Origin of the sequence: Bradyrhizobium ganzhouense (assembly GCF_049949285.1) — a bacterium.
GTDB lineage: Bacteria > Pseudomonadota > Alphaproteobacteria > Rhizobiales > Xanthobacteraceae > Bradyrhizobium > Bradyrhizobium ganzhouense.
Map to the genome: position 1 here is coordinate 7,812,328 of NZ_CP181318.1, position 23,436 is coordinate 7,835,763.

Annotated in this window: 23 protein-coding genes and 2 pseudogenes; 11 read left to right on the plus strand and 14 right to left on the minus strand. The window is 60.1% G+C overall.

Annotated elements, in window-relative coordinates:
• The first annotated feature begins 221 nt into the window (after positions 1–221).
• The 6 genes from ACLFLU_RS36340 (at position 222) to ACLFLU_RS36365 (ending at position 5,993) form a co-directional block, all read left to right on the plus strand.
• A complete protein-coding gene (locus ACLFLU_RS36340) occupies positions 222–1,331 on the plus strand; it encodes a radical SAM protein (RefSeq protein ID WP_426409467.1) in 1,110 nt (369 codons plus the stop codon).
• Positions 1,322–1,906, plus strand: coding sequence for an exonuclease domain-containing protein (locus ACLFLU_RS36345; RefSeq protein WP_426409468.1), 585 nt, complete (start codon positions 1,322–1,324; stop codon positions 1,904–1,906). Before ACLFLU_RS36340 ends, ACLFLU_RS36345 begins: the two co-directional genes overlap by 10 nt.
• 184 nt (positions 1,907–2,090) lie before the next feature.
• The gene (locus ACLFLU_RS36350) at positions 2,091–2,495 is read left to right on the plus strand and encodes a hypothetical protein (protein WP_426409469.1); all 405 of its coding nucleotides are present in this window, start codon (positions 2,091–2,093) and stop codon (positions 2,493–2,495) included.
• A gap of 29 nt (positions 2,496–2,524) precedes the next feature.
• Positions 2,525–3,391 (plus strand): aldo/keto reductase, encoded by an 867-nt coding sequence (locus ACLFLU_RS36355; protein WP_426409470.1) that lies wholly within the window; start codon positions 2,525–2,527, stop codon positions 3,389–3,391.
• Between the two features lie 328 nt (positions 3,392–3,719).
• Positions 3,720–4,784: an alpha/beta hydrolase gene (locus ACLFLU_RS36360; protein WP_426409471.1), complete on the plus strand. Its 1,065-nt coding sequence runs from the start codon at positions 3,720–3,722 to the stop codon at positions 4,782–4,784.
• A gap of 102 nt (positions 4,785–4,886) precedes the next feature.
• On the plus strand, positions 4,887–5,993 hold the full coding sequence (locus ACLFLU_RS36365; RefSeq protein WP_426409472.1) for an invasion associated locus B family protein: 1,107 nt from the start codon (positions 4,887–4,889) through the stop codon (positions 5,991–5,993).
• Between the two features lie 80 nt (positions 5,994–6,073).
• Here ACLFLU_RS36365 and ACLFLU_RS36370 read toward each other — a convergent pair whose 3' ends face one another.
• From ACLFLU_RS36370 to ACLFLU_RS36380, 3 genes are all read right to left on the minus strand, one after another.
• A complete protein-coding gene (locus ACLFLU_RS36370) occupies positions 6,074–6,376 on the minus strand; it encodes a hypothetical protein (protein ID WP_426409473.1) in 303 nt (100 codons plus the stop codon).
• Positions 6,377–6,505: 129 nt separating this feature from the next.
• Positions 6,506–7,897 (minus strand): DUF2272 domain-containing protein, encoded by a 1,392-nt coding sequence (locus tag ACLFLU_RS36375; RefSeq protein WP_426409474.1) that lies wholly within the window; start codon positions 7,895–7,897, stop codon positions 6,506–6,508.
• A gap of 24 nt (positions 7,898–7,921) precedes the next feature.
• A complete protein-coding gene (locus ACLFLU_RS36380; RefSeq protein WP_426409475.1) occupies positions 7,922–8,971 on the minus strand; it encodes a hypothetical protein in 1,050 nt (349 codons plus the stop codon).
• 290 nt (positions 8,972–9,261) lie between these two features.
• Between ACLFLU_RS36380 and ACLFLU_RS36385 the strand changes: the two genes are divergently transcribed.
• Positions 9,262–10,314: a hypothetical protein gene (locus ACLFLU_RS36385; RefSeq protein WP_426409476.1), complete on the plus strand. Its 1,053-nt coding sequence runs from the start codon at positions 9,262–9,264 to the stop codon at positions 10,312–10,314.
• Between the two features lie 306 nt (positions 10,315–10,620).
• Here the strand turns inward: ACLFLU_RS36385 and ACLFLU_RS36390 are convergent, their stop codons facing one another.
• Together ACLFLU_RS36390 and ACLFLU_RS36395 are read right to left on the minus strand one after the other, a co-directional pair.
• Positions 10,621–10,806: a hypothetical protein gene (locus tag ACLFLU_RS36390; RefSeq protein WP_426409477.1), complete on the minus strand. Its 186-nt coding sequence runs from the start codon at positions 10,804–10,806 to the stop codon at positions 10,621–10,623.
• 442 nt (positions 10,807–11,248) lie between these two features.
• Positions 11,249–12,583, minus strand: coding sequence for a DUF2235 domain-containing protein (locus ACLFLU_RS36395; protein WP_426409478.1), 1,335 nt, complete (start codon positions 12,581–12,583; stop codon positions 11,249–11,251).
• 301 nt (positions 12,584–12,884) lie between these two features.
• Here ACLFLU_RS36395 and ACLFLU_RS36400 point away from each other — a divergent pair, with 301 nt between their 5' ends.
• Entirely contained in the window at positions 12,885–13,229 is a 345-nt protein-coding gene (locus ACLFLU_RS36400; RefSeq protein ID WP_426409479.1) for a hypothetical protein, read from the plus strand.
• A complete protein-coding gene (locus ACLFLU_RS36405; RefSeq protein ID WP_426409480.1) occupies positions 13,229–14,371 on the plus strand; it encodes a hypothetical protein in 1,143 nt (380 codons plus the stop codon). The genes ACLFLU_RS36400 and ACLFLU_RS36405 overlap by 1 nt, the downstream gene beginning before the upstream one ends.
• A 521-nt stretch (positions 14,372–14,892) precedes the next feature.
• Here ACLFLU_RS36405 and ACLFLU_RS36410 read toward each other — a convergent pair.
• The 3 genes and pseudogenes from ACLFLU_RS36410 to ACLFLU_RS36420 all read right to left on the minus strand — a co-directional run bounded on the left by ACLFLU_RS36410 (position 14,893) and on the right by ACLFLU_RS36420 (position 15,677).
• Positions 14,893–15,201: a hypothetical protein gene (locus ACLFLU_RS36410; RefSeq protein WP_426414232.1), complete on the minus strand. Its 309-nt coding sequence runs from the start codon at positions 15,199–15,201 to the stop codon at positions 14,893–14,895.
• A gap of 25 nt (positions 15,202–15,226) precedes the next feature.
• Positions 15,227–15,295: pseudogene (locus tag ACLFLU_RS36415) on the minus strand (hypothetical protein); the annotation flags it as partial.
• A gap of 124 nt (positions 15,296–15,419) precedes the next feature.
• Entirely contained in the window at positions 15,420–15,677 is a 258-nt protein-coding gene (locus ACLFLU_RS36420) for a hypothetical protein (RefSeq protein ID WP_426409481.1), read from the minus strand.
• Positions 15,678–15,756: 79 nt separating this feature from the next.
• Between ACLFLU_RS36420 and ACLFLU_RS36425 the strand changes: the two genes are divergently transcribed.
• On the plus strand, positions 15,757–16,401 hold the full coding sequence (locus ACLFLU_RS36425; protein WP_426409482.1) for a hypothetical protein: 645 nt from the start codon (positions 15,757–15,759) through the stop codon (positions 16,399–16,401).
• Positions 16,402–17,241: 840 nt separating this feature from the next.
• Positions 17,242–18,945, plus strand: a complete 1,704-nt coding sequence (locus tag ACLFLU_RS36430) for a recombinase family protein (protein WP_426409483.1) — start codon at positions 17,242–17,244, stop codon at positions 18,943–18,945.
• On the opposite strand, the pseudogene ACLFLU_RS36435 reads toward ACLFLU_RS36430, so the two are convergent.
• The 6 genes and pseudogenes from ACLFLU_RS36435 to ACLFLU_RS36460 form a co-directional block, all read right to left on the minus strand.
• Positions 18,927–19,007, minus strand: a pseudogene (locus ACLFLU_RS36435) (acyl-CoA thioester hydrolase); the annotation flags it as partial. The gene ACLFLU_RS36430 and the pseudogene ACLFLU_RS36435 sit on opposite strands and share 19 nt — an antisense overlap.
• A 68-nt stretch (positions 19,008–19,075) precedes the next feature.
• Positions 19,076–19,999: a metallophosphoesterase gene (locus ACLFLU_RS36440; RefSeq protein WP_426409484.1), complete on the minus strand. Its 924-nt coding sequence runs from the start codon at positions 19,997–19,999 to the stop codon at positions 19,076–19,078.
• A gap of 129 nt (positions 20,000–20,128) precedes the next feature.
• Entirely contained in the window at positions 20,129–21,163 is a 1,035-nt protein-coding gene (ruvB, locus tag ACLFLU_RS36445; RefSeq protein WP_426414147.1) for a Holliday junction branch migration DNA helicase RuvB, read from the minus strand.
• A 20-nt stretch (positions 21,164–21,183) separates the two neighbouring features.
• Complete coding sequence (ruvA, locus tag ACLFLU_RS36450) at positions 21,184–21,801, minus strand: Holliday junction branch migration protein RuvA (RefSeq protein ID WP_426409485.1); 618 nt, start codon at positions 21,799–21,801, stop codon at positions 21,184–21,186.
• Positions 21,802–21,943: 142 nt separating this feature from the next.
• Complete coding sequence (gene ruvC, locus ACLFLU_RS36455) at positions 21,944–22,471, minus strand: crossover junction endodeoxyribonuclease RuvC (RefSeq protein ID WP_426409486.1); 528 nt, start codon at positions 22,469–22,471, stop codon at positions 21,944–21,946.
• A gap of 98 nt (positions 22,472–22,569) precedes the next feature.
• The gene (locus ACLFLU_RS36460; protein WP_426409487.1) at positions 22,570–23,316 is read right to left on the minus strand and encodes a YebC/PmpR family DNA-binding transcriptional regulator; all 747 of its coding nucleotides are present in this window, start codon (positions 23,314–23,316) and stop codon (positions 22,570–22,572) included.
• Between the last annotated feature and the right edge of the window lie 120 nt (positions 23,317–23,436).

A 23,436-nucleotide genomic window follows, 5' to 3' on the forward strand; every position in this document is an offset into this window, starting at 1 on the left:
TCATAACTCAACTGCCATTTACGCTCGCGCCATGGCACTCCGGCGATCTGATTGGGCTCGGTAGGAGTGCTCAGTGCGGAAGCGGTACGATCATGAGCAGACCTGATGCGGCGATGAACTAGGGTTTTCCCTAGCTTCCCCCGGACCCATGAGATCCTATCAACACGGCAACGTGGTTCTCGACGAACGTCGTTCGTCCGAGCAGGCAAAAGCGAGGAAGAATGTCGAACTTGCGTCCAGCGCCTTCGTCTCTTCCGGAGAACTTGCGGGCGGTCGTCGACTACCGAAAATCAGGCCTTAGCCTCAATCACGTCGTCGGCTGCCCATTGGACTGCGGGTATTGCGTACGGCATCTGTTCGGCAACTTCGGCATGAAGCAGCCGCACCTCGTCATGGATGATATCGCCGCTGTCGATCAGCTTGTCGGGCACTGGGCTTTCCGTCCCCACACCACTCCGTTGCAGATATTCAATCGGGCAACAGATCCATTTCTGCCAGGCGTCAAAGACCACCTGTTCGCCACTCTCGAGGAGCTGGACCGAAGGGGCCTCCGCAATCCGGTGCTCGTGATCACTAGGTGGAAGATCGAGCCTGACGATGTCTCCCGACTGGACCGACTTAATCACGTTCGGCTGACGATCCTGGTTACCTGGTCAGGGATTGATGACGACCGGATCGAACCAGTCGCCAGTTCCATCGCCGAGAGATCGATGCAGGTGCTCAAGGCGACGGCCCAGCGAACCAAAACGATCCTATATTGGCGGCCGGTCATCGCAGCGCTCAACGACAGCGACGAGCATCTCGAGCGCGCCCGCGAGCTCTCGTTTCTCACGGACGCAACGGTATTCACCGGCCTCTTCCACCGGCAGGAGATGAAGGACTACTTCCGCCAGGCAGGCGTACCGGACCTTTACCCGTCCGTCGCGCGGCGGAAGATCCTGCCCGCCCTAACGGAACGACGAATTATCGATGCTCTCGCCGGTCGCCCGCTTTTCCGGAAGACCTCCTGCGGGGTAGCGTATGCCCACCGAACGGCCGACTACAACGGCCATTTCGGCATCCGGGAGATCTGCGACATCTGTCCAACCGAACAGTTCGCGCGGTGCGAAGCTTCGCATCGCACTCCCGAGCTGACAGAGATCGAAGGGCTTGCCCAGACCGCGAGACTTGACCGCACCAGGATAGAGGTCAACGAACAACGGATCGAGGTGGAAGGCAGTACCGAACAGCAGCGCTATTTCATGCAACATTCGTTGAACTATCAGGTTCACGACAGAAGCAGCCCTCACTTCTACGGACGCCACGGGCGAGCGGAGGTCGGATGGGACTAGATCGCTTCTACGTCGTCGATGTCGAAGGGAACGGCGGCACCCCTCCCCAAATAGTCGAGTTGGCCATGATCGAGCTTGACGGCCTGGCTTTGACGGATCGCCACCGGCACTGGCTGGTCCAGCCCGACGATCCTATACAGCCCTCCGCCATGCGAATACATGGGATTACCGACGCCGATCTTGTCGGTGCGCCAGCGATCGAAGATATCGCCGAAGACATTCTCGCGTGGCTCTCCGACGCCTCGATCGTAGGGCACAATGTGAGGATCGAAGTCGAGATCATCGCTCGGTCGCTCGAAGATTGGCGCCCCTCGGCTGCAATCGACACCTTGAAGCTCGCGAAAAACCTCCGTCCTGGACTGGCGTCATACGGTCTCGAAAATCTTGGTCGCGAGCTTGCCCTTTCCGATAGGGCGGCGGAACTAACAGGCCGCAGCCATCATTCGGCGCTCTACGACGCGACCTTGACGGCCCTGATCTTCATTGAACTGCTTTCGCCTCTAACTGACGAACTGCGCGCAGCCGCTATCCGCGAGGCCAATATCCTCGATCCGAAGCAGGGGTTGCTATTGTGAGCACGCGCGTCGTGAAAGTGGCCGTGACCGGCACGCATTCGACGGGGAAATCGACGTTCCTGGACGAGTTGGAGCCGCGGCTGAGCGCTTTCGGCCTGAAGGTGGCAAGAATAGGTGATCTGCCGAGAGCCGCATTCGCTGCCGGCTTTTCCATTCTGCGCGATCACACGTACGAGAGCACACTGTGGCTGATCGCCGAATGCATGCGACAGGAGGCTGCCGCGTCCCTGGCCCACGACGTTATCCTCGTGATCGGCCGGTCTGTGATGCGCTCGGCTATCTTCACGCCGCCCTGGAACTGTCTTCTCGAGAAATTCCGGTTCGCAGGCTGGAAGCCCTTTCGACCATCGTCGAAGCGCACACGCCGGACTACGGGATCCTTATCGCCACGCAACTCGATCTCAGCATTCCGCTCGGACCAGGTCGGGACAAGGATCCGGAACTCCGCCGGCTCGCGGCGGAGCACATCGAGGCTTTGACCACGAAAATCGCGCCGTCAGCTCCGAGGATGAGACCTGACAATCGGCATGAAATTCTCGAGCGCACAGTGGAGAACGTAACCGCGCTCCTCGCGGACGCCCGACCTTGATGGACCCCGGCCGGATCGGACTTGGATGCATGGCGCTCACCGGCATCTATGGATCCCTGTCGCGAGACGAGGCTATCGCGCTCGTCCGACACGCTCTCGAAATGGGGGTCGTCCATTTCGACACCGCCGAACTCTACGGTCCGTACGTGAATGAGGAGTTGCTCGCGGAAGCGCTTGGACCCCGGCGCCATGATGTGGTCATAGCGACAAAATTCGGATATCGCATCGAACAGGGCAAGATCGTAGGCCGCGACAGCACGCCTTCGAACATCCGGCGAGCTGTCGACGGTTCACTGCGGCGGCTCCGGCGGGATTGGATCGACATACTCTATCAGCACAGACAAGACCCTGCGGTCCCCGTAGAAGACGTCGTCGGCGTGATGTCCGATCTGGTCCTAGAAGGCAAAGTACGGGCGTTGGGACTATGCGCCGTGAACGGCGAGCTCCTGGATAGAGCCCGGAAGATTGCGTCGATAGCGTACGTTCAGAACGAATACTCGCTGATCCGACGTCCGACCGAGCTTGCTTCGCCGCAGGGGTTGGATCGGGCAACAACAATGTTCGTTTGCTATTCGCCTCTCTGTCGCGGCATATTGAGCGGCAAGACGTACCAGACGGCGGATCCGACCGACTACCGCCAAAGCGATGCGCGTTTCGCAGCGGACCGTCACCTCGCCGTCCAAGACGAATTGGGTCCGCTTTGGGAGATCGCGAGCCACAACGCGACATCTCCCGCCGCAGTGGCTCTCGCCTGGCTGTTAGCCCTTGGTCCGAGCGTTCACGTCATACCTGGGCCGAAAACAATCGAGCAGCTGAAGGCCTGTCTCTCGGCTGTCGAGCTATCGTTGAGCGATTCCGACTTGTCGCAATTGAGCAATCTGCCGATCTCCCACTGATCGGCTGCTGTCGCACCTGTCCTCCTCTCCGATTCGCAAACCTCACCCTAGGGGAACTCCCAGTAGCGAGCCACGAAACTGCCTGCTTCGGTGGCCCGGCCCATACTCTCTGAGCGCCAACGATATGCCCGCCTCTCGCTTGTTCTCGGCCCTTTGCGGGTCTAAAGCCCCCCGAAAGTCTTCCCATCGCCAGCGAGCGCGATCGGCTTCGGCAGCCGCTATTCTGATCGCAGCGTTGCAATCGGCATCTGCGCAGTCGCCGAACAGGAGCGTGGGAGCAGCTCTCGATGACGTTCCCCTGGTCGTCCGGCCTGGTGGGACGCTGCAGTTGAGACCGATCTTCTTCGCTACCGATCGGAAGATCGACTTCGACGCTCTGGCGAAGGCGAAGTCCGGTGGCATTCTCATCGGGTCTGAAGACTATTTTCTGAACCGCTTCGATCCGATGCTGCGATACGGCTACGTCGAGGTGTCAGCCCCACCTCGTCGATCTGTCGCTGACCAGAACTACGAATCGAACAGCAGAAGCCAGAACACATCCAAGCATTTTGCCTTGTGGAACGCCTTCCTGGCGAACTCGACCGCCGAGCTGAAGGAATGGACCGCAAAGAAATACCAGCAGCCGGCCCCGACAATCCTTTACGTTCATGGGATCGACAACAGCTTCCATGATGCGGCGGAGCGGTTGGCGCAAATGGAGATCGATTATCGCTGGGAGGGGCCGCCCCTACTCTTCAGCTGGCCTTCCGACACTTTCCGCTGGTTCAAGACGGTACCAGGCCTACCCCTCACACCGGAGAACTACAGGAAGATTCAGCGCGTCGGCTTGGCATCGGAGCTATATCTGGTCCAGACCATCAGGGATCTGCTTTCGCCTGGACCCTATCATATCGAAGCACATAGCATGGGGAGCCTGCTCACAGCCGATGCGATCCACTTCATCGCTGACTCAGAAGGCCTAAGCGCGCCGGCTCAAGGGATACTTCCCACCAAGCCGGTCGTTCGGACGGTAAGCCCATCGCTGAGCACCAATCTTCTTCTGGTGGCACCGGACATCGCGACCAGAGAATTCATGAAGATGCGCGAGGCGATCCTGACCAAGGTGCGGCACATTACTATCTATTGCTCCGACGATTCGATCCTCGGCCTCTCGCGCCGCGTCAACGGAAATGAGCGTTTAGGCTCTTGTCCCAAGGAGCGGACCCCAGCCGAGGCAGTGTCGGGTATCGATTTCGTGCGCGTCACCGGGTGCACGTCATCGACGTGGGACAGCCATTCTGTCCATTTGAGCGTTCCCGAGGTTATCGCGGACATCAGCAAAACTTTGGCCGATGCACAGGAACTGGGGCTGCCACCGCCTGGCCGAGATCGGGAAATCCGATGTACGCGTTAAGGAAACATTGAAATTTCGAGTTTTCCGGCCCGGCGACCATTCTGCCGCCTCGGAAACTGCAAGGAAGTCCTATATGATGGGCATTATAGCCGGAGGTTCACCATGAAGCTCGCCCCCCTCGTCCTCGCGATCACCTTTTTCGCTGCCGGCACGCACTCGATGTCCGCCGTCGAGGTCGAAACCAAGCGGGAGTTCGGCATCTGGACCGTCAAATGCGTCAAGCAGCCTGCCGGCGCGCTCCAGGCGGATTGTTCGATGGTGACAGGCGGCGTCGCACCTGACGACCCAACACATTGGGCGAAGGTCGGTATAACGATGGTCGGTCACAACTCGCCCTCCAAGATGACTTTGCGAGTTCCGGGCTTCACGCCGGTAGGAGATGGCATTTCGGTCGGCTTCGACGGCCAGCAGTTCGGACGCGTTTTCATCCGCAATTGCGACTTCGCAAATCGGGTCTGCGAAACCACCTTCGACATCAGCCCTGACTTTCAAAGTATGTTGTTGAAGAAGTCGTCCATGAGCGTCGAATACAAGTTCGATGCCGATAAGACGACGTACATCGAGTTTGATCTGAAGAACATGCTCGATGCCACCGCCTACCTGGCGAATCTGGCAGATCCGGCGAGCGCCGCGATGGCTTACGTCCCGGGAGGGACTACGACCGGCTCGAAGAGCAGCACGACGACTGGCGCTCAGACAACCGCGAGTTCTGCCGCTTGTTGCGAGAGCGACACCAAAAACGAGGCTTTGCAGTTCATCGTCGAGCGGAGGAAGTCGCCTTACAACTACAGAATCGCCTCCTTCAGTCGCGTTTGGGACGCACCGTTGCAAAAGTGCCCCAGCCTACCGGACAAGAAGGAGGTTGCCGTCAATATCGAAATGTCCGATGGCAGGTTCGCAAACGTGAGCTACAAGGTCGAGAATGAGCCGAGCCTGAAACTATGGCTCAATCAGTCGACCCAGTGCTCTCAGGACCAAGAGCCAGTCTTTTGGATCCGCGTAAAGCAGCCTGCGTCCGGACGAGAAGTGACCGCGGCCAACGTTGTGAACCCGGTATCGCTGGCTTCACAGGCGCTTTATAGGACCGTGACGAAAGCCGGCGCGGTGGCCGGCATCGTGCCCAGCGAAGGTGTCGCCCCCACGTTGCCGTCGCAGACCGGAATGATCGAGTCCGACTCGCGGTTCGACAGCTTCAACTCCATAAAATAATCAGGGACACCATTCGTCAGTTTCGCGAAAGGCTACGACGCTCTCAGACTCGCGGCCCGTCTGCCTCATCTGCCTGACTTTCAGGTCCTCGACGACGACCACGCCGTGGCTTGGCGATGGTCGCGGTTGCCTTGTGCTGCGACGAGCGGCTTTGGTGCAGCCCGGCCAGTCTCAGTTTTGCCGTCTCCGTTTCTTCGCCCCTTCTTGCGGCGATGGACCGTCTGGCGGCTTTCTCGAGCCGCCGGCGCGCGGCCGGCGTCGCAAGCGGTCGGCCGAAAACCGCCGTCGGAGAGGACGATCGGCTGAGCGCGTCCGAGATCGATGCCGACCGCCGGACCTGAATTGATCGGAAACACCGCCTCCAGCTCGGTTTGTGCCGACACGACCATTCGTCGGCGACCGTCGACCCGTTGACGTTCTTGATTTTCCCGGCATTCGGCTGATGGATCGCGATCCGGACCCAGCCGGCCTTTGGCAGGAGTACGCGGTCGGACGTCCACAAAATGCCTCGGTCAGATGCGGCAGCGCATTATTCCAAAAAGGTTTTCCCCGCCCTGCGTCGTGGGCTGCAGGTATCCCCCAGCGTTAAGTGCCAATGGCCTTTTCGTTACGGAGTCGCCAACGTTGCCGCCAACAATTTGGACCTGGTCTCCGTTGACTTCGACGACCAGATCGCAATGTCCGGCATAATCCCCGCCATTCTGGTGCTGATAGTCGATCCCGGCCTGGCGAGCCCAGCACACGAGATCGCCCACTTGTGGCTTCCATTCCTGCAGTTGGTAGCAATAGAAACCAGCCTGCGGCTTGCCCTGCAGAAGGTCCTTGATGGCGCGGAAGATGTAGACCGAATGCTGGGGACTGTAGACGAAGCGGTCCCCGGCGCCGGCGGTTCGCATGACCCAAGAGATGAAGGCGGCTGACCATGGCACGCTATGATCACGCCCGGTCAACGTGTCGTTGTTAACGCCCACGCGCCAATATTCTCCCACGTATTGATACTGAGGCGTCTCGCCCTCCTTTTGACCTACGTGCGTGGCATGTCCATGAATGTCATAAGTCTGGTTACCGAATTTTTCCCACTCGCCAAGTGCGATGGCCGCAGCCTGCCGCACGAAGGCGCTCGGGCCGTTCACTGTCGCGGCGGAGGGAGGAATGCCTCCCGCGCCACCGGGAGTGGAAGGAGAGACTATGGAGGCAACATTGGCGAGCGAGGCTTCCATGTTGGCGCTCGCGCGGCTGGTGGACCCCTCGCTTGCGAAAGCGGAAGCCTGTCTCCAAATCTCCTTGGTCCGCCTCAACCAGATGCGCCGATCTTCGATGCCGGTCTGACCGCCGTTGATTGCATACGTGACGCCGATTATGTCGTCTGCATCCGCCAGAGCGTTACACGATCTTCCATGATAGCCGCTTGCAGCCCATTCGGCGGCAGCGATCTCGAGGCAATTTGCCCGCTGGAAGGCCAGCTCGGGCTGGGCTTCGAGGGGAATTCCGATCGCCGTGCCATATTTCGCGTAGGCCCCCCGCCCCGTGATCTGGAGCAATCCTCTGCCACGATAGAGAAAGCCGTCCCCTGGATTTACGTTGCCGAGGCGCCCGCCGTACACGTAGTTCCCCAGCTTCTCTTCGTTGTGGGCATATTCCGCAGCGATATCGAGATTCGGAAATCTCTTCGGCCAGACCTGCATCAGCCGAGACGGAGAGTAGTTGAGGCTTTCGATCTGAATCCGGAGCCCGCCCGTTTCTTGAAGGGCCTGCGCAAAAAAATGCGCCACGCGAAGCGGATTATCGTTGATCCCATATTTCGCGAGCACCGCGTTCACTTGCGGGTCGCGAAACGCCGCCGCGTACTCATCGTTTAAATGCGGTACCAGTGACTGAATTTGGCTGAATTGCACGTCTATCATTTTGGCCTCCAAAGTGAATTTGTCTCAAACATCCAAATTGGCTTGCGCCCTCGAACTAGGAGCGGTCGTCAAAGGCGCTCCAAAGTTGTCGACCGCGGGAGTTGACGCAGGCTCGGCCGGGTCGGGTTCTTCGAGCACCGCGTCTTCCGCCCGAGCGGGAGGAGCATCCGCATTCCTCCCGTCCTCCGGAGCAGCCTTCGAGGTGAAGGCGCCTACGATCCGATCCATCGCTGCAAAGACCAGCTCGGCGCTGTATCCCGCTACGAATGCAAGCGCGAAAGGCGACAAGGACGAAACGACCGTCGCGGCCGTCGGCTGAAGCAGCCATCCTGCAGCGAGACCGGAAAGAGCACCGATCGGAACGCGAAGCGAATAGCGGTTCCGGAGATCGCGGCTTACCTCCCGCCCGGCCCAATCGTCCGAGAGGCGGCGGAGAACGAAGGCGATAGCACCGAGCATTCCGTACAGCACGGGAAGTAGAAATCCGCCCACGAACGACGTTGCCAATTCGAGCTCGACTCTGGCGACCGCGTCTTCACGCAGACCGATAGGAGTTGCCGTCCCGAAGCTAACTAGCTTCGCCAACACCGCCGGGCCGGCCATGAGATACCGGGTGAGATGAAGATAGGCGCCCTGCTCCTTCTCGAGATCGGACCGCTTGGCCGCCGCTTTCGCGATGACTTCGGCAGAGGCGCCGGCCGGACTGTCAAGCGCCTGAAGGGCTTTGCCCGTGTCGATCAGCCGTGCCTGTACCGTGATTGACGCGGAATGGTACAACTGCAGGAGAAGCAGCGATGCCAAAATGACGTAGAAGAAATGCCGATAGTAAGTTTTGGCATCCTCTCTCGGCTTAATCCTGGAATTCAGCGTGCCGTAAGCCGACCAAAAACTCCGTTCAAGCTCCGGATCTGCATTCTTGAGATCGCCGACCTTCTGCGCGCGGATGATCGGAGCGGCGACTTCGTTTGGAATTCTCACACCCCGTTCCGACAGTGTTCGGAGCGATGCTCGTGCGGTTTCGATCGGATTCTGCTGTCCCTTCGTAGTATTGAGGTTCTGAAGGCCAAAAAGCATGCGAGCACCGCGGACCAATGATCCTCGAAGACCGAGGGGTCCCGCGACTCTGCCTCAACCCAGGCATTTCGGAGCCTAGGAGGTTCACTAGGTATCGATCTAAGAGCCGTGTGCGATGATCACGGATACTAGCGCCACATACGGCTGTTTCTCGCAGCAGTGTGCGCGCTGGCTCGTCGGTCGTGGGGCTGAGCTTTGCCCCCAACGACACGAATGAGGCGTCACAGGGCTGGTCACCTATCAGGCATAGAGCGGCTCTCCATCTGGCGGCGAGAAGGAGCGAGTGGGAAGTGGTCAACCAGGATATCGCAGCACCACCGGGCAACTGGTGGGCTAAATGGGGAAAGTGGTTCGCGTCTGGGCTCGTGGGGCTGATCGTCGTCGGCTTCATCCTCTTTTACGTCAAGCCATTTGGCCACGCTCCCGAGCCTACGTCGGACGATGTGGCAACCGCCTGGAACAAGAGCATCGGTCGTCTTGGCATCCAGCCAGTCTACCCTCCGTCCGAGGATCTATTTGTGGGAGATGTTTGGGCTGTAGTCGCGGACTCGGATGACACCCCACTCCTTGGAAAATCTGTACGCATCGGCCGATTGGATTTGAAGCCCGAGCTGGTGGCTAACGGGCCACCTCTCGTTTTCGCCGACACCGCAGCGAACGATTCCGCTAAGAACTATCGCCCTTCCGACCGCCTCGAATCCGCTCCGGCGGCCGCGGGAAGCAGGATTGCACTTACCTTGAGTGCCTTTCCGGGAATCACCATCGTACACTCAAAATCTGCCGCCGCTTCGGCAGGCGAGTTCGGTTGGTTCGGCGCCCGGAAAGACGAAAATCGGAACGAGACGATACGCATCAACACTGCCGAAAGCTACGGAGTGCCATCGGTCGATGCGCTGCTCAAGTTCGATGACTGGTGCGCGGCCGCGGCGACGAAGCTGATGTGCAGCGATACTTTCGTCCGGAAAGTTCTTTCCTATGCCGTTAGCGACAAGGTGCTCGCCACAAAGGACGGAGCCTACACCAGTCGTCTTCAACTGGTTCTGGTGACAAGAGTGTATCTGACTCGGGAAATCGAACAGGGGAGCACTACGGCGTCACAGGGGTCCGCGTCCGCGCAAGTCGGAGCCGATCCGACGCAGACCAGCGAAGAAAAAGATAGTAATGGCAAGCCCGTAGGAAAATCGTTGGCTGCAACCGGAGCTACCGGAGCCCGGCTGACCTCTACCCGGACCGACTCGTCGGAAATGGCAGTAAAGCAAGTGTTTCAGCGCCCACTCGTCTTCGGCTTCCGGGGAATTACCATCGTGCTTCCTCAAGCCAAACCGTCGGAGGCTCGGCCATGAAAATTTTCTGGATGCTCGTTTGGGCTCCGATCCTGATCTCATGGGAGGCAAGCGCGGATGACAAAGACACTTGTCAGCCTCAGCCGGCATGCAGGATAGAATTCATCGAGATAAAGCCGGGGGCTCCGGGAACGGGCTTGAAGCCTCAAGCAGAACCGCCGGAAAGAGGTCCAGGCATCATAATCAATGGTATCCGCCCGGATGCTCCGCGCGATACGTATCGGCTTCCTTCGAAGTGAGTATTTCCGTTGTCTCGTGCTTGCTGCAAGTTATCTGGCCACCTCGACCGCGTCGGCAGCGCGGGGGTCAGCGTTTCGACCTTCGGTCCAGCCATTCTCTGGCGGCCTGTTCGAAGAGCTCACTGGCCGTAGTATCGTCCTCGAGTGCCGCCTGCTTCATGGCCTTGATAACGTCCGCGGATAGCGTGGCGAAGAAGCTACGCTTTTCCTCGGATGATTTCGGCAACTCTCTTCCTCGCTTGGATTGGGCCATTGCATCTCCAAATTGGCAGGGCGGCGGTCGATCTCGCGCCAAAGCTCGCCCAAACCAAGCCTAGCTTGGTTTGCGCCTAGTATCCATAGGTGCATGTACACCTATCAACCAGTTTATCTTTATACCTGTGGACGCCCCCTTTCCAGGGAGGGGACCCTCAAGCCCGGCCGTTCCCCTTTGGGACTCGCCGAACGGCTCATAGCCCGTCCCGGTGTCTGGGCGGGCGAAAGTACTAGAGAGTCGCCTGGGGGCCAAACTCTCGCAGTCCCGATAGCGTACTCCGTCGTCAGTACCGTGCGGAGTGTGTCTCTAAGCGGCAACAGCGCCATCGACGTGAGCACACCTACCTCGTGCTCAGCATGGTCGTCACGGTCGTCAACGAGCAGTTCGCGACCGCGGTCGATCTGCGCGCATCTCCGGGCTTGCATCAAAAGAATGCCGCTCACTTTCGAGGTGTTTCTTCTTTCAAGTACGGAGCCAGCAGAATACCATCGACGCTATCGGGAGACAAAAGCTCACCGTCCCATCCGACAATTCCGATTTCAGGATTGTCGTCTCCGAAGCCTTTGGCGAGCACCTGCAGGATTCCCAAGAGATTGCGGGCCTGGTACCCGGAATCGGCCACACAGAAGGCCCGGAAAAGGGCCGACACGTGGACCCGTTCTTCGATTGGTTGCGCGTGGCGATTACGACTGACGTTCACGATCATCGGTATTCGGCGTCGGTTCGCCTCGACCCGATAGTTCGAAATCGAGCGATAAGCAAAAGCGAAGAGCTTGTAGACGAGAGTCCGCGAATCGTGGAGGGGCGCTTGTGCACGAGATCTGATCTCCTCGTCGCTCAGATCCTTCCAGCCCAGTTCGTCGATGGGAAAGTCCGGATAGTAGTGGCGAACCCTTTTTATCATCCAATCTACAGGGATGTCCTCCAAAGCGCTCGTTCGAACGCCGGCGCTGTCTTCGTCGACGTAACCGCCGCCGACGTCGGCGTGTGCGCCAGCGAACCAAACCTGTTCGGTCTTCGTGGCGAAATTCTTGAACTTGCTCTTGCGCCAGACGGACGCTTCGAAGGGAGGTCGGTGCTCGTCGATTGCGAGCGCATGAAGATTGACATCGGTTATCGCCGAGAGTTCGACGTCGTGGAACTCGTACTTGTCGCGATTGGCGACGCGGAAAGCACCTAGCGGGATCCCAAGAGCTCCGACCGTATCGAAAACGCCCAGCAAAGCGATGCGGAATTTGGATCGCTCGTGGACATGGGGAAGCAGAGAAGACCAGATGCCCGGCAGCCTATCGTTGGGCGACGTCCGATAGAAATTCCACGCTTCCTGCTCGAGTTCGGGGGTACAACACTCCCGTCGCAGCAAGCCCGCGGCATGAAGGTATCCGACCAACGACCGAGCCGTATAGGCGCCGCGCGAGAAGCCAAAGATGAATATCTCGTCGCCAGGCTCGTAGTGGAAAGACAAGAACTTGTAGGCTCGCCGGATATTTGTGCTCAAACCTTGGCCAAGCGCTCCGCCGAAGAACCTATCCAGGAAGGCGCCGGTGCCGACACCCCGCTCGTAGAAGACGATATTGTTCTTCTCGTCGGTGACGGTCGACTCAACTTTGCGGTCGCTTGGGACGTCGCGTAAGTCGGCGCCGCTCTTTGCCGATCCGCTTGTCCGCAATGTCCTGGAAATCGCCTCGCGCAGCCGGACGATGTTAGTGTCGTATGAGCCAAATTCCGAGTCATTCCAGGTTCCATCCAGAAGCAGGATGATGCGTTTGGCCATGGTGGATAAAACCCCAAGTACTCTCTTCGCACGCGACTGCGTCACTCAGGGCGACGCTCGCGCATTCGCTTCCTCGCCCTTCATGCCTCCTCTTGGGCAATCGGGCTGCTAGGGGACCTCCTAGGGTCGAGCAGGCTCCCTGCAATTGCGCAAGCCGCCGTTCCTTGCCGCCAAGGATCGCCCGAAGAGAGCGGTCTTCCTCCCTAGGAACTTCCCTAGTCGCGGTCACCACCGTGCTGCTTCAAGATCGGTCGAGGGCTATGCAGGCCGGGATTCGAAATGTGAGCGATGGGAGCATGCGATGGGACGATCTCCTAAACGGCCGGCAGCAGCTAAGTCTGCCGCGAAAAAAGCGCCCAAGAAGCCTGCACGGAGGCAGGCTATCGCCGGTACTGCTCAGGCGAACAACCTGGTCCTCGAAAGTCTTGCTTCGGATTCCAACAGAGTGATCTTCGATCATATAATTGGCACTCACTGGCCCGATGATCGCAAGCTCGACCCGCCTTTCGACAGGATGGCTCTTGCCGGATTGGCCGCAAACATCAAGGCGCACGGCGTCCCGGTGCAGACGGCGCAGGTGCAGCTGTGCGATGATGTCAAGTGCGTGCTCGGTCTGATGCGGGCCGCCAACCCGGGGGGCGGTTAATGAAGCGCGCTCTCGTGACGCTCTTGTTGCTGGCGTTCAGTGGGCCATCGTGGTCTGCGGGACTTACTGACGACGAATTGCGGGCCTTGAAAAACATCGCGCAGGACAAGCAAAAGCTTGCCGACGCGCAAAAACTGCTTAAGCTCCGCTCGGCACCTCGCGAGGTCCAGCAGACCGCGCAACCCTCCCCGCCAACTGTGCCGGCCAAGAAGGTCTACGCGGACCACATGGCCGATCTCGTGCATAAACAGGAAGCTTCCCGAGAAGCGATCGTCGCGGGCGCCAAGCTCAAGGAGTTCAGTCCTTGTGCGGGTTTCAAGTTCTTGTTGCGCCAAGATTGGAAGGACATCGGCTTTCTCGAGTGCCCGCAGTCTGTCGATAAAGCGACCGGCGCCGAAGTTGCGTTCACGAATGACCTCGGTAAGCACAATCGCATATTGTCGGCCAACGGCACCGCCGCCCTTGTCTATAGCTCATTGACCTCGGACCCGCCCTTTTGGTGGATGCCGTACTACACCTCGTTCGCGAGCTACGTTACCGCCAACAAGACCGTGAATTCCTCGCCGGCGTTCTCAAGCAGCGACGTCGAGAAGCTGACCTATGGCGCCGCCCTCGAACTCGGCTGGGAGACTTCCGGAGGCGCAAACTACTTTCGGATTCGCGGCGACCAAGTCGAGAACAATCTAAAGGGGACCATCTCCGCGACGGCGACCGCCGAGTTCATCCCCGTGTACTATCCGCTTTACATACACTACCCGATCATCCGGCCAGGTGGTCTTCCGTTAGATGTGCGCTTCGACCCGGAATTAATCGTTCAATACGCGCAGATTACGGGAAGGAAGGGGGTTTTAGACTTCAACGGAATGACGCAGGCGTTGAGGGTCGGTCCTCAGCTTTCGCTCTATCTATTCCCCGAGGTGGACCCTTCGAACTTCCTCTCGCGAATGCACGCGAACCTGACGTACCACTGGGCCTACGAAACCTACTCCGGAAGGCCCATCGATTGGTTGCAGGCGGCGATCACCTACAACATCGATGACGCCGGCCACTTCGCCCTGTCGACGACCTACAAGCGCGGACGGGACGAAGATACCGGCAGCTTCGCGCACGTCTACCGTATAGGACTGACCGGCAAGATTTAGAGCGATTACTGTCTCAAGGCCCGAGAACGCTGCTATCATTTTGCTGCCAGCATTGGCCGGCATCCTAGGACACAATCGAGGAGCTGTGGAAAGCACGGCAGCCATCCGACAGGCCGAGGCTAAGGTCGAGATACTGAAGCAGAACGCTACGTCCGCCTAGAACTCCTCCAGGTGGCCGTGCTGGGGCATATCATCCTTGTAGGGCGAATGCTTCAGGAAAAAATCTCGCCAGAAGATCACCATGTTCTCGATGAGGATAGGCGCTTCGATCCAAATTTTCGATCTTCCGTGGGATGATCGGTCGCAATCTAAAGCGACGGGACGCCATAGCCGCCGACGCCTCCCTCGCCGTTTCCGCCGGAGCGCAAAGTCGATTGCGATATCTGACTGACGAAGTGCTTTGAACCGTTCGCAATTCTCTGCATATCCTTGAAGAACGTGGGCTGCGCGTCCAGCCCGGCCTTAAAGGTCTCTTCGTCCCGGATGCCGAGCTTCCGTTCTGCGCCGGTTGCAGTCGCTCGTCAAAGGGTATGGAGGATTTCCCGCTGCTCGAATGTGCGGTCGCTGCGGTACCAGCTCTCATAAACCTCTCCAGCCTTGTCGCCATAGAAGGCCGAGTGGATGCCGCATTCGTTGGTGTCTTTGAACCAATAACCTTCCATAGATTCCGCGATGTCGTAGAGCTTGTAGACCGCAAAATCCCGCGATTCATAAAGCTTTTCGCTATCCGGCGTATCGAAGCTGGGCGTTTTGGCGAAACGGGCCGCATCGTATTCGCGGACAGCCTGCTTCAGTCGCTCCTTGACCCACGGCTTCCGCCTGTGCAGCATCTAGTTGGCGCTTGAGCGGCTTCCTATCGGCACGACGGGACAACCAAAGCTTATGGGCGGCCCAAACCCGCGGGTCTGGAGCGACGACGCGCACTGGTGCGCCTTTTTCGTCGATCGCGATATCGCGATCGCCTCGAAAGCGGAAAAACCTCCGGTCGCGTGACCCGCTTTATGCGCGGATCTCCGAAGCCGTTGAGGCTTCGGCCCAGCCGGCGAAGTCAGCCGTAGAGCCTGGGCAAGACTGTGGGCCCTTGGATAAGCTTGAAAAAGCGAGGCTTGCAGCGGCGTATGGATACGGACTGATCGACAACCTTGAGCGTCTCCTGGACGAAGAAGTGCTGAAGCAAATCGGCGTCCATAGGGTTGAGTTCTTTTTCCGAGTCTGGAATGCGCCGATAGCTCAGGTGGCCATCCGACTGGGCATGAAAACGCACCTGGTCGTGAAAGTCTGCGAGGAGCTCGATGTCCCCACGCATCCGCCGGGCTATTGGCGGACGAGCATCGATCGCCGCCCTTTCCGAATAACGCCGGTCTCATTCGCGGCGGCAAAGAGCCGTGATCAATCCAGAACCGCTGCTCTACGAAGAGCACGAGGTCCTCGAGCGATTGAACCTCCGAGGCCACGAGCTCGAAGGCCTCTTGAACGTCGGCATCATCGAGCCGGTGGCCCGCGGCGTGATGGGGCAGCCGCTCTACGACGCAGAGGCAGTCGCTCACCTGGCCACAAGGGAGCAAGGGCGCCGATTGGCCGACGCACTCTGGTGGGACTTCGATCTACAGCGGCCGAGCTACTTGCCGGGACACCTGCCCTGGGCGCGTGCGGTCGACCTGCCCTGCTATCCCTTCGACACGAACGGAAAGATCATCGCACGTGAAGCGTGCACGTTGAATAACTTCAAAGATGTTCGAACCTGCATCAATTGGGACGATGGGACCTCTCATCAAAATGTCGGCGATGGTGAAAAGGTCCAGCTCGTGGGCCAGAGCATATATTCGGACGATCTCGGGACGGACGCCGACTTCTGGCGCAGCTGCGCGCAGGAGCGCGGCGACGGCTATCGCAATAAAGTCAATCGACACAACGCCAGTTGGTTCGAGGCCGATCCGGGCAAGGATGCCGATCTACGAGCCGTCGATCGGGTATCGATGGAGTGGACCAAGGCGGTCGCGGGGGTGAAGGAGCTGATGCCTAACGGATAGGCGTACGATCGCCCCCTTCGCGTTGCTGTTCCTCGATCCGCGTTATCCGTGAACTGACCCCTTTCGTGCTCGATGATCTTCTTGATGTTCGGGACGGCGGTCGGCGTGTCGATGCGGACCGCTTCCGAACATACGGCGTTGCCGCCGGAGAGCGCGGCAATGCCACAGGAGAGCTCCTAAGAGAGTTGGACGTAGGTCTTGGGACCTTCGTCGCCGTCACGCGCAAGTATTTTTACTCCGCTTTGCTTAGCGAGTCTGCTCCCGCCTACGACCACCATCGCAGGAGTGCGCTAACACCCGATACGGAGCATTGAGATATTTGAAGAATCTCATTTTCATTCGCCGCCGCCGCGGTCAACATGAATGGACTCACAACTGCGCAGATCGCGACTTCCATGAAATGCTCCACAGGCAAAGGTCACGTGTGGTCCTGTGATCCTGTCGGGTCGCGGCCACGGCCGAGGGAAGCTGTGGCTGAACGACGATCTGGATCGGATCATCGCAGCAACAAAAGTCGTGAAATTGCAGAGAAGTTCCGGCGGGCACAGGAGCGATCGGAGATGCGAATGGTGGAAGCAAGCGCCGCAAGTAATCACAGCCGCCCGGCTGTAGCGCAGGGCGGAAATTTACGTTAGCTTCTGCTGGCGAGTTTGCAAATGCGTACCCGCATCCGATCTCTCCGAGGACAACGGGCTATCGTTCGACCGCTTGACCCCTCCCACCCTCAGAGCTGGGATAATCCCGACAATGAGGAAATCTGGTTTGACCTGGCGCGCGCCATCGGACGCCAGATCGCACGGGATGAAAACGATGGTTTGGGGCAGCCGATAGAGGACCGGCATGACGACAGCGTCATCCAAGAAAACGGCCGTACTGTACGCCCGCTATTCCAGCGACATGCAAAAGGCGACCTCGATTGACGGTCAGCTATTGCTCTGCAGGAAGGTTGCGTTGCGCAGCAATCTCGATGTCATCGGGGAATTTGTGGATGCCGCAAAATCTGGTCTTACCGAAGGTGCGCGGGACGGCTATCAACGCCTGCTCAACGGTGTGCGAAATCATGACTTTGACGTGGTCGTCGTTGAGCACTTCGACCGCTTGTCGCGCGATCCCGCAACCATCCAGCGTCTCAAGCAGATTTTCGAGTTCAACCGCGTTGAGCTGATGGATCAGAAGGGCGTCTATGCGACCGCCACCGACATCAGCATCGCAAGTCTCTACAACACGATTTACAAGCCGCAGCTCGCCGAAAAGGTTCGGCGTGGCCATGACAACGCTGTTGCCAACGGAAGAATTCCTGGCTCACACGCCTATGGTTATCGGCCGAGGCCGGGCGCGCCCGGCGAACGCGTGATCGATGAGAACGAAGCAAAGATCGTGCTCCGCATTTTCACCGAATATGCGGTAGGCCGCTCGACCCGAACTATCGCCGCTGATCTCACCCGCGAAGGTGTGCCCTCACCCGGGGCAACTCGTCACAAGAACAAGGCTGGTCGCACCACCTGGAATCATCAGTGCATCACAGGCGGTCGGCATGGTCGCGGCATTATCGGCAACCAGCTATATATCGGCGAGATACATTGGAACGTTCGCTCGACAATTCTCAACCCGGAGACGCAGAAGAAGCAGAAGCGCCGCAATCCAGAAGAACGCCATATCATAGTCAAAAAGCCTGAGCTGCGGATCATTCCGCAAGCGCTCTGGGATCGAGCGCAGAAGGTTCGTAGCGCGCGTGCCGTACATATGTTCGGGCCGACTGGCAAGCCGCGCCGCCGCCTCGTGATTCCGCGGAACAATGAACACCCGCTTGCCGGCGTTTTGCGGTGCGGGGTCTGCAACGGCCATATGCGAATCGCTCAATCCTCCCGAAATGGCGCGCCGCGCGCCGCATGCGCCAACGCGCATCAGCGGGGCACCTGCGAGCACACCCGTAGCTTTGACATGGACATTCTGCTCAAGGATGCCTCCGAAAAAATCGAAGCGAAATTGCTTTCGCCGAAGGCCACTGAAGAGGCGATGCGTGCTTGGAAGGAGGAATGCAAAAACGGTCGGAACAAGGGCGACAGCGAACGCGCTAAACTGGACCGTCGACGCCGTGTGTTGACTACCGAGATCGAACGGCTGACATATGCCATCGCGAACAGCCGTCGCAAACCGGATGAGTTACTCAAGCGGATCGATGAATGCGACCTGGAACGGGAAACCGTTGAAGAGCGCTTGCGGCTGATGGGCGGTGGCGGCGAAAATGTGATCCCATTCGACCACCGAAAATTCAGTGACCGATATCGTTCGGAGACTCGAAGACTGGTCACTGCGCTCAAGTTCGACCCGAAGGCGATCGAAACTCGCATCGCCTTCCGCAACTTGATCGGCTGCATTGTAGTGCATCCGGTTCGCAAACGGATGCCCTACGAATATACACCCTACATGAACAGCGCCGCCCTTCTCGGTGAGAAACTTTTCCCCGAAAACCGCAAGGCAGGAGAAATCAGCACGTTTGCCTACTACGACAATGGCAAGTCAGGGAAATCCGTGTCCTCGTAATAGACGCGGACCTGCATGTGGTGGCGGCCATCGCGGATCTCGCCGTCGAGATGAGCTGTCACGTCGCGAGCCTCTTCGCTTGTCGCTAACGGCCCCGTTTTGCGCAAAAACGGCCCCCCGCGCAAGCCGGCTAGGACACAGTTGCCACCGGCGCCCGCCCCAGGGTCACCTCCACGATCTCCGGCGGCACGCCGACGCGGACCGGCATGATGCTGCAACCGAGGCCGCCGGAGATGATGACGTCGCACTTCAGCCGCAGATGGCCGTAGACGAGCGGAACGCCGTGCTGCTGCGGAAGCGCCGGCGACCAGCCGAACAGGCGGACCTGACCGCCATGGGTGTGGCCGGACAGCTGGAGCGCGACACGCGCAGGCACGCGCGTCGCGATATAGGGCTCATGCGCGAGCAGGATGATTGGCGCGTCGTCGGTGACCTTCGCGAGCGTCGCGGTGAGATCGTCGGCACCGAAGCGCTGAGCGCGGCCGTAGCGCTGCGACGGCGCATAGGCGAGTTGATCGCCGAGGCCGGCGAGCCAGAACGGGCGACCATCCTTGCTAAGACGCACGACGTCGTTCTCGTAGACGGGAATACCGGCCGCTTCCAGCGCGCGGTGCGCGACCGTCGGCCCGTGCCCGATCCGCTGCACGACCTTGTCGTCCCAATAGTCGTGGTTGCCCATGACGGCGTGAACGCCGAGCGGCGCCCTCAGGCCGGTCAACACCCTGGCCCATTCATCGGCCGGGATAAGGCGCGTGACGTGGTGATGACCAGCGACGTAGTCCCCGAGCAGCACGATGAGATCGGGGCTGAGCGCATTCGTGCGCTCGACGATGGCCTCGATTCGGTCCAGCGACATCCAGGGATCGCAGGCATGGATGTCGGCGATGACGGCGATCTTCAGCGGAAGGTCCGCTGGCCATTGCCGCGGCATTGGACGATAGCGCGTCACGCGTAGCCGCAACACGGGCTCGACGCCAACGCCGTAAGCCGCGGTCGAGACGCCGAGGGCGGAGAGACCACCGATGGAACGGATGAGATGACGCCGAGAGATCATGGAAGCCCGCTTCTGATGCACTTCCTCGATGCGGCCGGATTGGAGCGGAATTGGGGTGCGCTTGTGCAGATCATCTGCACAGAGATTACCGGAAGTTCATGACACCAGGGCAATGCGCGCTGGCGCAGATCACTCGTCGCTTTCGTCGGTACCGAACAGGCCGAACTGCGCCGCCGCATCGCGCGACGGCTCGGCGATGCCGAGATGGCGGAAGGCGTGCGAGGTGAGCAGGCGGCCGCGCGGCGTACGCTGGAGATAGCCGCACTGAATCAGATACGGCTCGATGATGTCCTCGATCGCATCACGCGGCTCGGACAGCGCGGCTGCCATCGTCTCCACGCCGACCGGGCCACCGCCATAGTTCATTGCGATGGTCGTGAGGTAGCGGCGGTCCATGGCATCGAGGCCGGCGGCGTCGACCTCGAGCGCGCTGAGCGCGTGGTCGGCGATCTTGCGGTCGATCGACGCTGCATCGGCTGCCGAAGCGAAATCACGCACGCGACGCAGCAGGCGGCCGGCAATGCGCGGCGTGCCGCGGGCGCGGCGCGCGATCTCGTTGGCGCCGTCGGCACTCATGCCGACATTGAGCACGCGCGCGCCACGGGTGACGATGCTCTCCAGCTCCTCGATCGTATAGAAATTGAGGCGAACCGGAATGCCGAAGCGATCGCGCAGGGGATTGGTCAGCAGGCCGGCGCGCGTGGTGGCGCCGACGAGGGTGAACTTCGACAGCTCGATCTTCACCGAGCGTGCCGCCGGGCCCTCGCCGATGATGAGGTCGAGCTGAAAATCCTCCATCGCGGGATAGAGCACCTCTTCCACCGCGGGACTGAGGCGATGGATCTCGTCGACGAAGAGCACGTCGCGCTCTTCGAGATTGGTCAGAAGCGCGGCGAGATCGCCGGCCTTGGCAATGACAGGACCCGACGTGGCGCGAAAACCGACGCCGAGCTCCTTGGCCACGATCTGCGCCAGCGTGGTCTTGCCGAGGCCGGGCGGGCCGACGAACAGCACGTGATCCAGCGCCTCGCCGCGCTTGCGGGCCGCCTCGATGAAGATCGAGAGATTCTTGCGCGCCTGCTGCTGGCCGACGAAATCGGACAGCGACTGCGGGCGCAGCGCGGTGTCGCCGACATCGTCGCTGCGGCGCTCGGCGGACACCATGCGGTTGGCCTTGGGATCGCTCACTTCGAGAGCTCCTTCAGGCCGAGGCGAATGAGCTGCGCCGTTTCGGCATTCTCACCCGCGCTACGCGAGGCAGATGCAATCGCCGCAGCGGCCTGCGGCTGGCCGTAGCCGAGATTGACCAGCGCGGAGATCGCGTCCGCCACCGGGCGCGGCGCGCGCTGCTCGTCGACGGCGCCGGCAAGATGCACGACGGCCGGATCAATATTGGCAAAGGCCGGCGCCTTGTCCTTCAGCTCGGTGACGATGCGCTCGGCCACCTTGGGCCCGACGCCGGGCGTGCGCGCCACGGCAGCTTTGTCGCGCAGAGCAATCGCATTGGCGAGATCGGCCGGTGCCAGCGTGCCGAGCACGGCGAGCGCGACCTTGGCGCCGACGCCCTGCACGGTCTGGAGCAGGCGAAACCATTCGCGCTCCTGGTCGGTGCGGAAGCCGAACAGTTTTATTTGATCCTCACGGACATAGGTCTCGATCGAGAGCACCGCTGCTTCGCCGGGCGCGGGAAGATGCTGCAGCGTCCGCGCCGAGCAATGCACCTGATAGCCAACGCCGCCGACGTCGAGGAGCACATAATCCTCGCCGTAGGAATCGATCAGGCCCTTGAGCTTGCCGATCATTTCGGTTCCTCGGCTACGGCAGGCACTTCTCTCTCGTCATGGCCGGGCTTGTCCCGGCCATCCACGTCTTTGACACCGGCAAGAAAGAACGTGGATGCCCGGGACAAGCCCGGGCATGACGACCGTGATTTGTGTTGGCAAATCATAATCCCACCACCTTCAGCCTGAGCGCCGCGCTCTGGCGATGATGGGCATGGGTGATGGCGATGGCGAGCGCATCGGCGGCGTCGGCCGACGGCGGCTCGGCCTTGGGCAGCAATATCTTCAGCATCATCGCGATCTGTTGCTTGTCGGCGTGGCCGGCGCCGACCACCGTCTTCTTCACCTGGTTCGGCGCGTATTCGGCGACACTGATGCCGAACATTGCGGGCGCCAGCATGGCGACGCCGCGGGCCTGGCCGAGTTTCAGCGTCGCGACGCCGTCCTTGTTCACAAAGGTCTGCTCGACCGCGGCTTCCATCGGAGTGTGATGGGAGAGAACCGCCGTGAGCCCCTCATGGATCGCGAGCAGGCGGCTCGACAGCGGCAAATCGTCCGGTGGTTCCACCGAACCGCAGGCAACATAGATCAGGCGATTGCCGTCGGCCTCGATCACGCCCCAGCCGGTGCGACGCAGGCCGGGGTCGATGCCGATGATGCGAACGGGTTGGCGAATCGGGAGCGCGGTCATGGGCCAGTGATAGCGGTTGGCCCATGATAGCGAAACAGAAACAGAACAGAAGTCCCCGGAGAAAGGCGGTCTCCCAGGTGGAGCGCCACTCTGAGGCCTCAGCCGCCCATCTTCGCGACCAGCGCGTCCGAAATCTCGAAATTGGCGTAGACGTTCTGGACGTCGTCGTGCTCGTTGAGCAGGTCCATCAGCTTCAACAGCTTCTCGCCGGTCTCGTCGTCGACCGCGACCGTGTTCTGCGGCTTCCAGATCAGCGCGGCCTTGCGCGGCTCGCCGAACTTGGCTTCCAGCGCCTTGGCGACGTCGCGATAGCCTTCGGTCGAGGCGTAGATCTCGTGGCCGCCTTCGCCCGAGACCACGTCGTCGGCGCCGGCCTCGATCGCGGCATCGAGCACCGAATCGTCATCGGCGACGCTGCGGTCATATTCGATGATGCCGGTGCGGTCGAACATGAAGGACACCGAGCCGGTTTCGCCGAGATTGCCGCCGGATTTGGTGAAGAAGGAGCGGATGTCGGAGGCTGCGCGGTTGCGGTTGTCGGTCAGGGCCTCGACGATGACGGCGACGCCGCCCGGGCCATAGCCCTCGTAGCGGATCTCGTCATAGTTCTCGCCGTCATTGCCGAGCGCCTTCTTGACGGCGCGCTCGATATTGTCCTTCGGCATGTTCTCCTGGCGCGCCGCGATGATGGCCGCGCGCAGGCGCGGGTTCATGTTGGGGTCGGGCGTGCCCAGCTTGGCGGCGACGGTGATTTCCCGCGCCAGCTTGCCGAACAACTTCGACTTCTGGGCATCCTGCCGCCCCTTGCGGTGCATGATGTTCTTGAATTGGGAATGTCCGGCCATGCGTGATCTTCTCTAGGAATCGTGCGCCAAAGGTGAGCGTTGGGAAGCGCGGCCTTATAGGCCGCCAACCCACCGGAATGAAAGAGCCTCTCATACTTTAAGGTAATACAGTAGTCACCC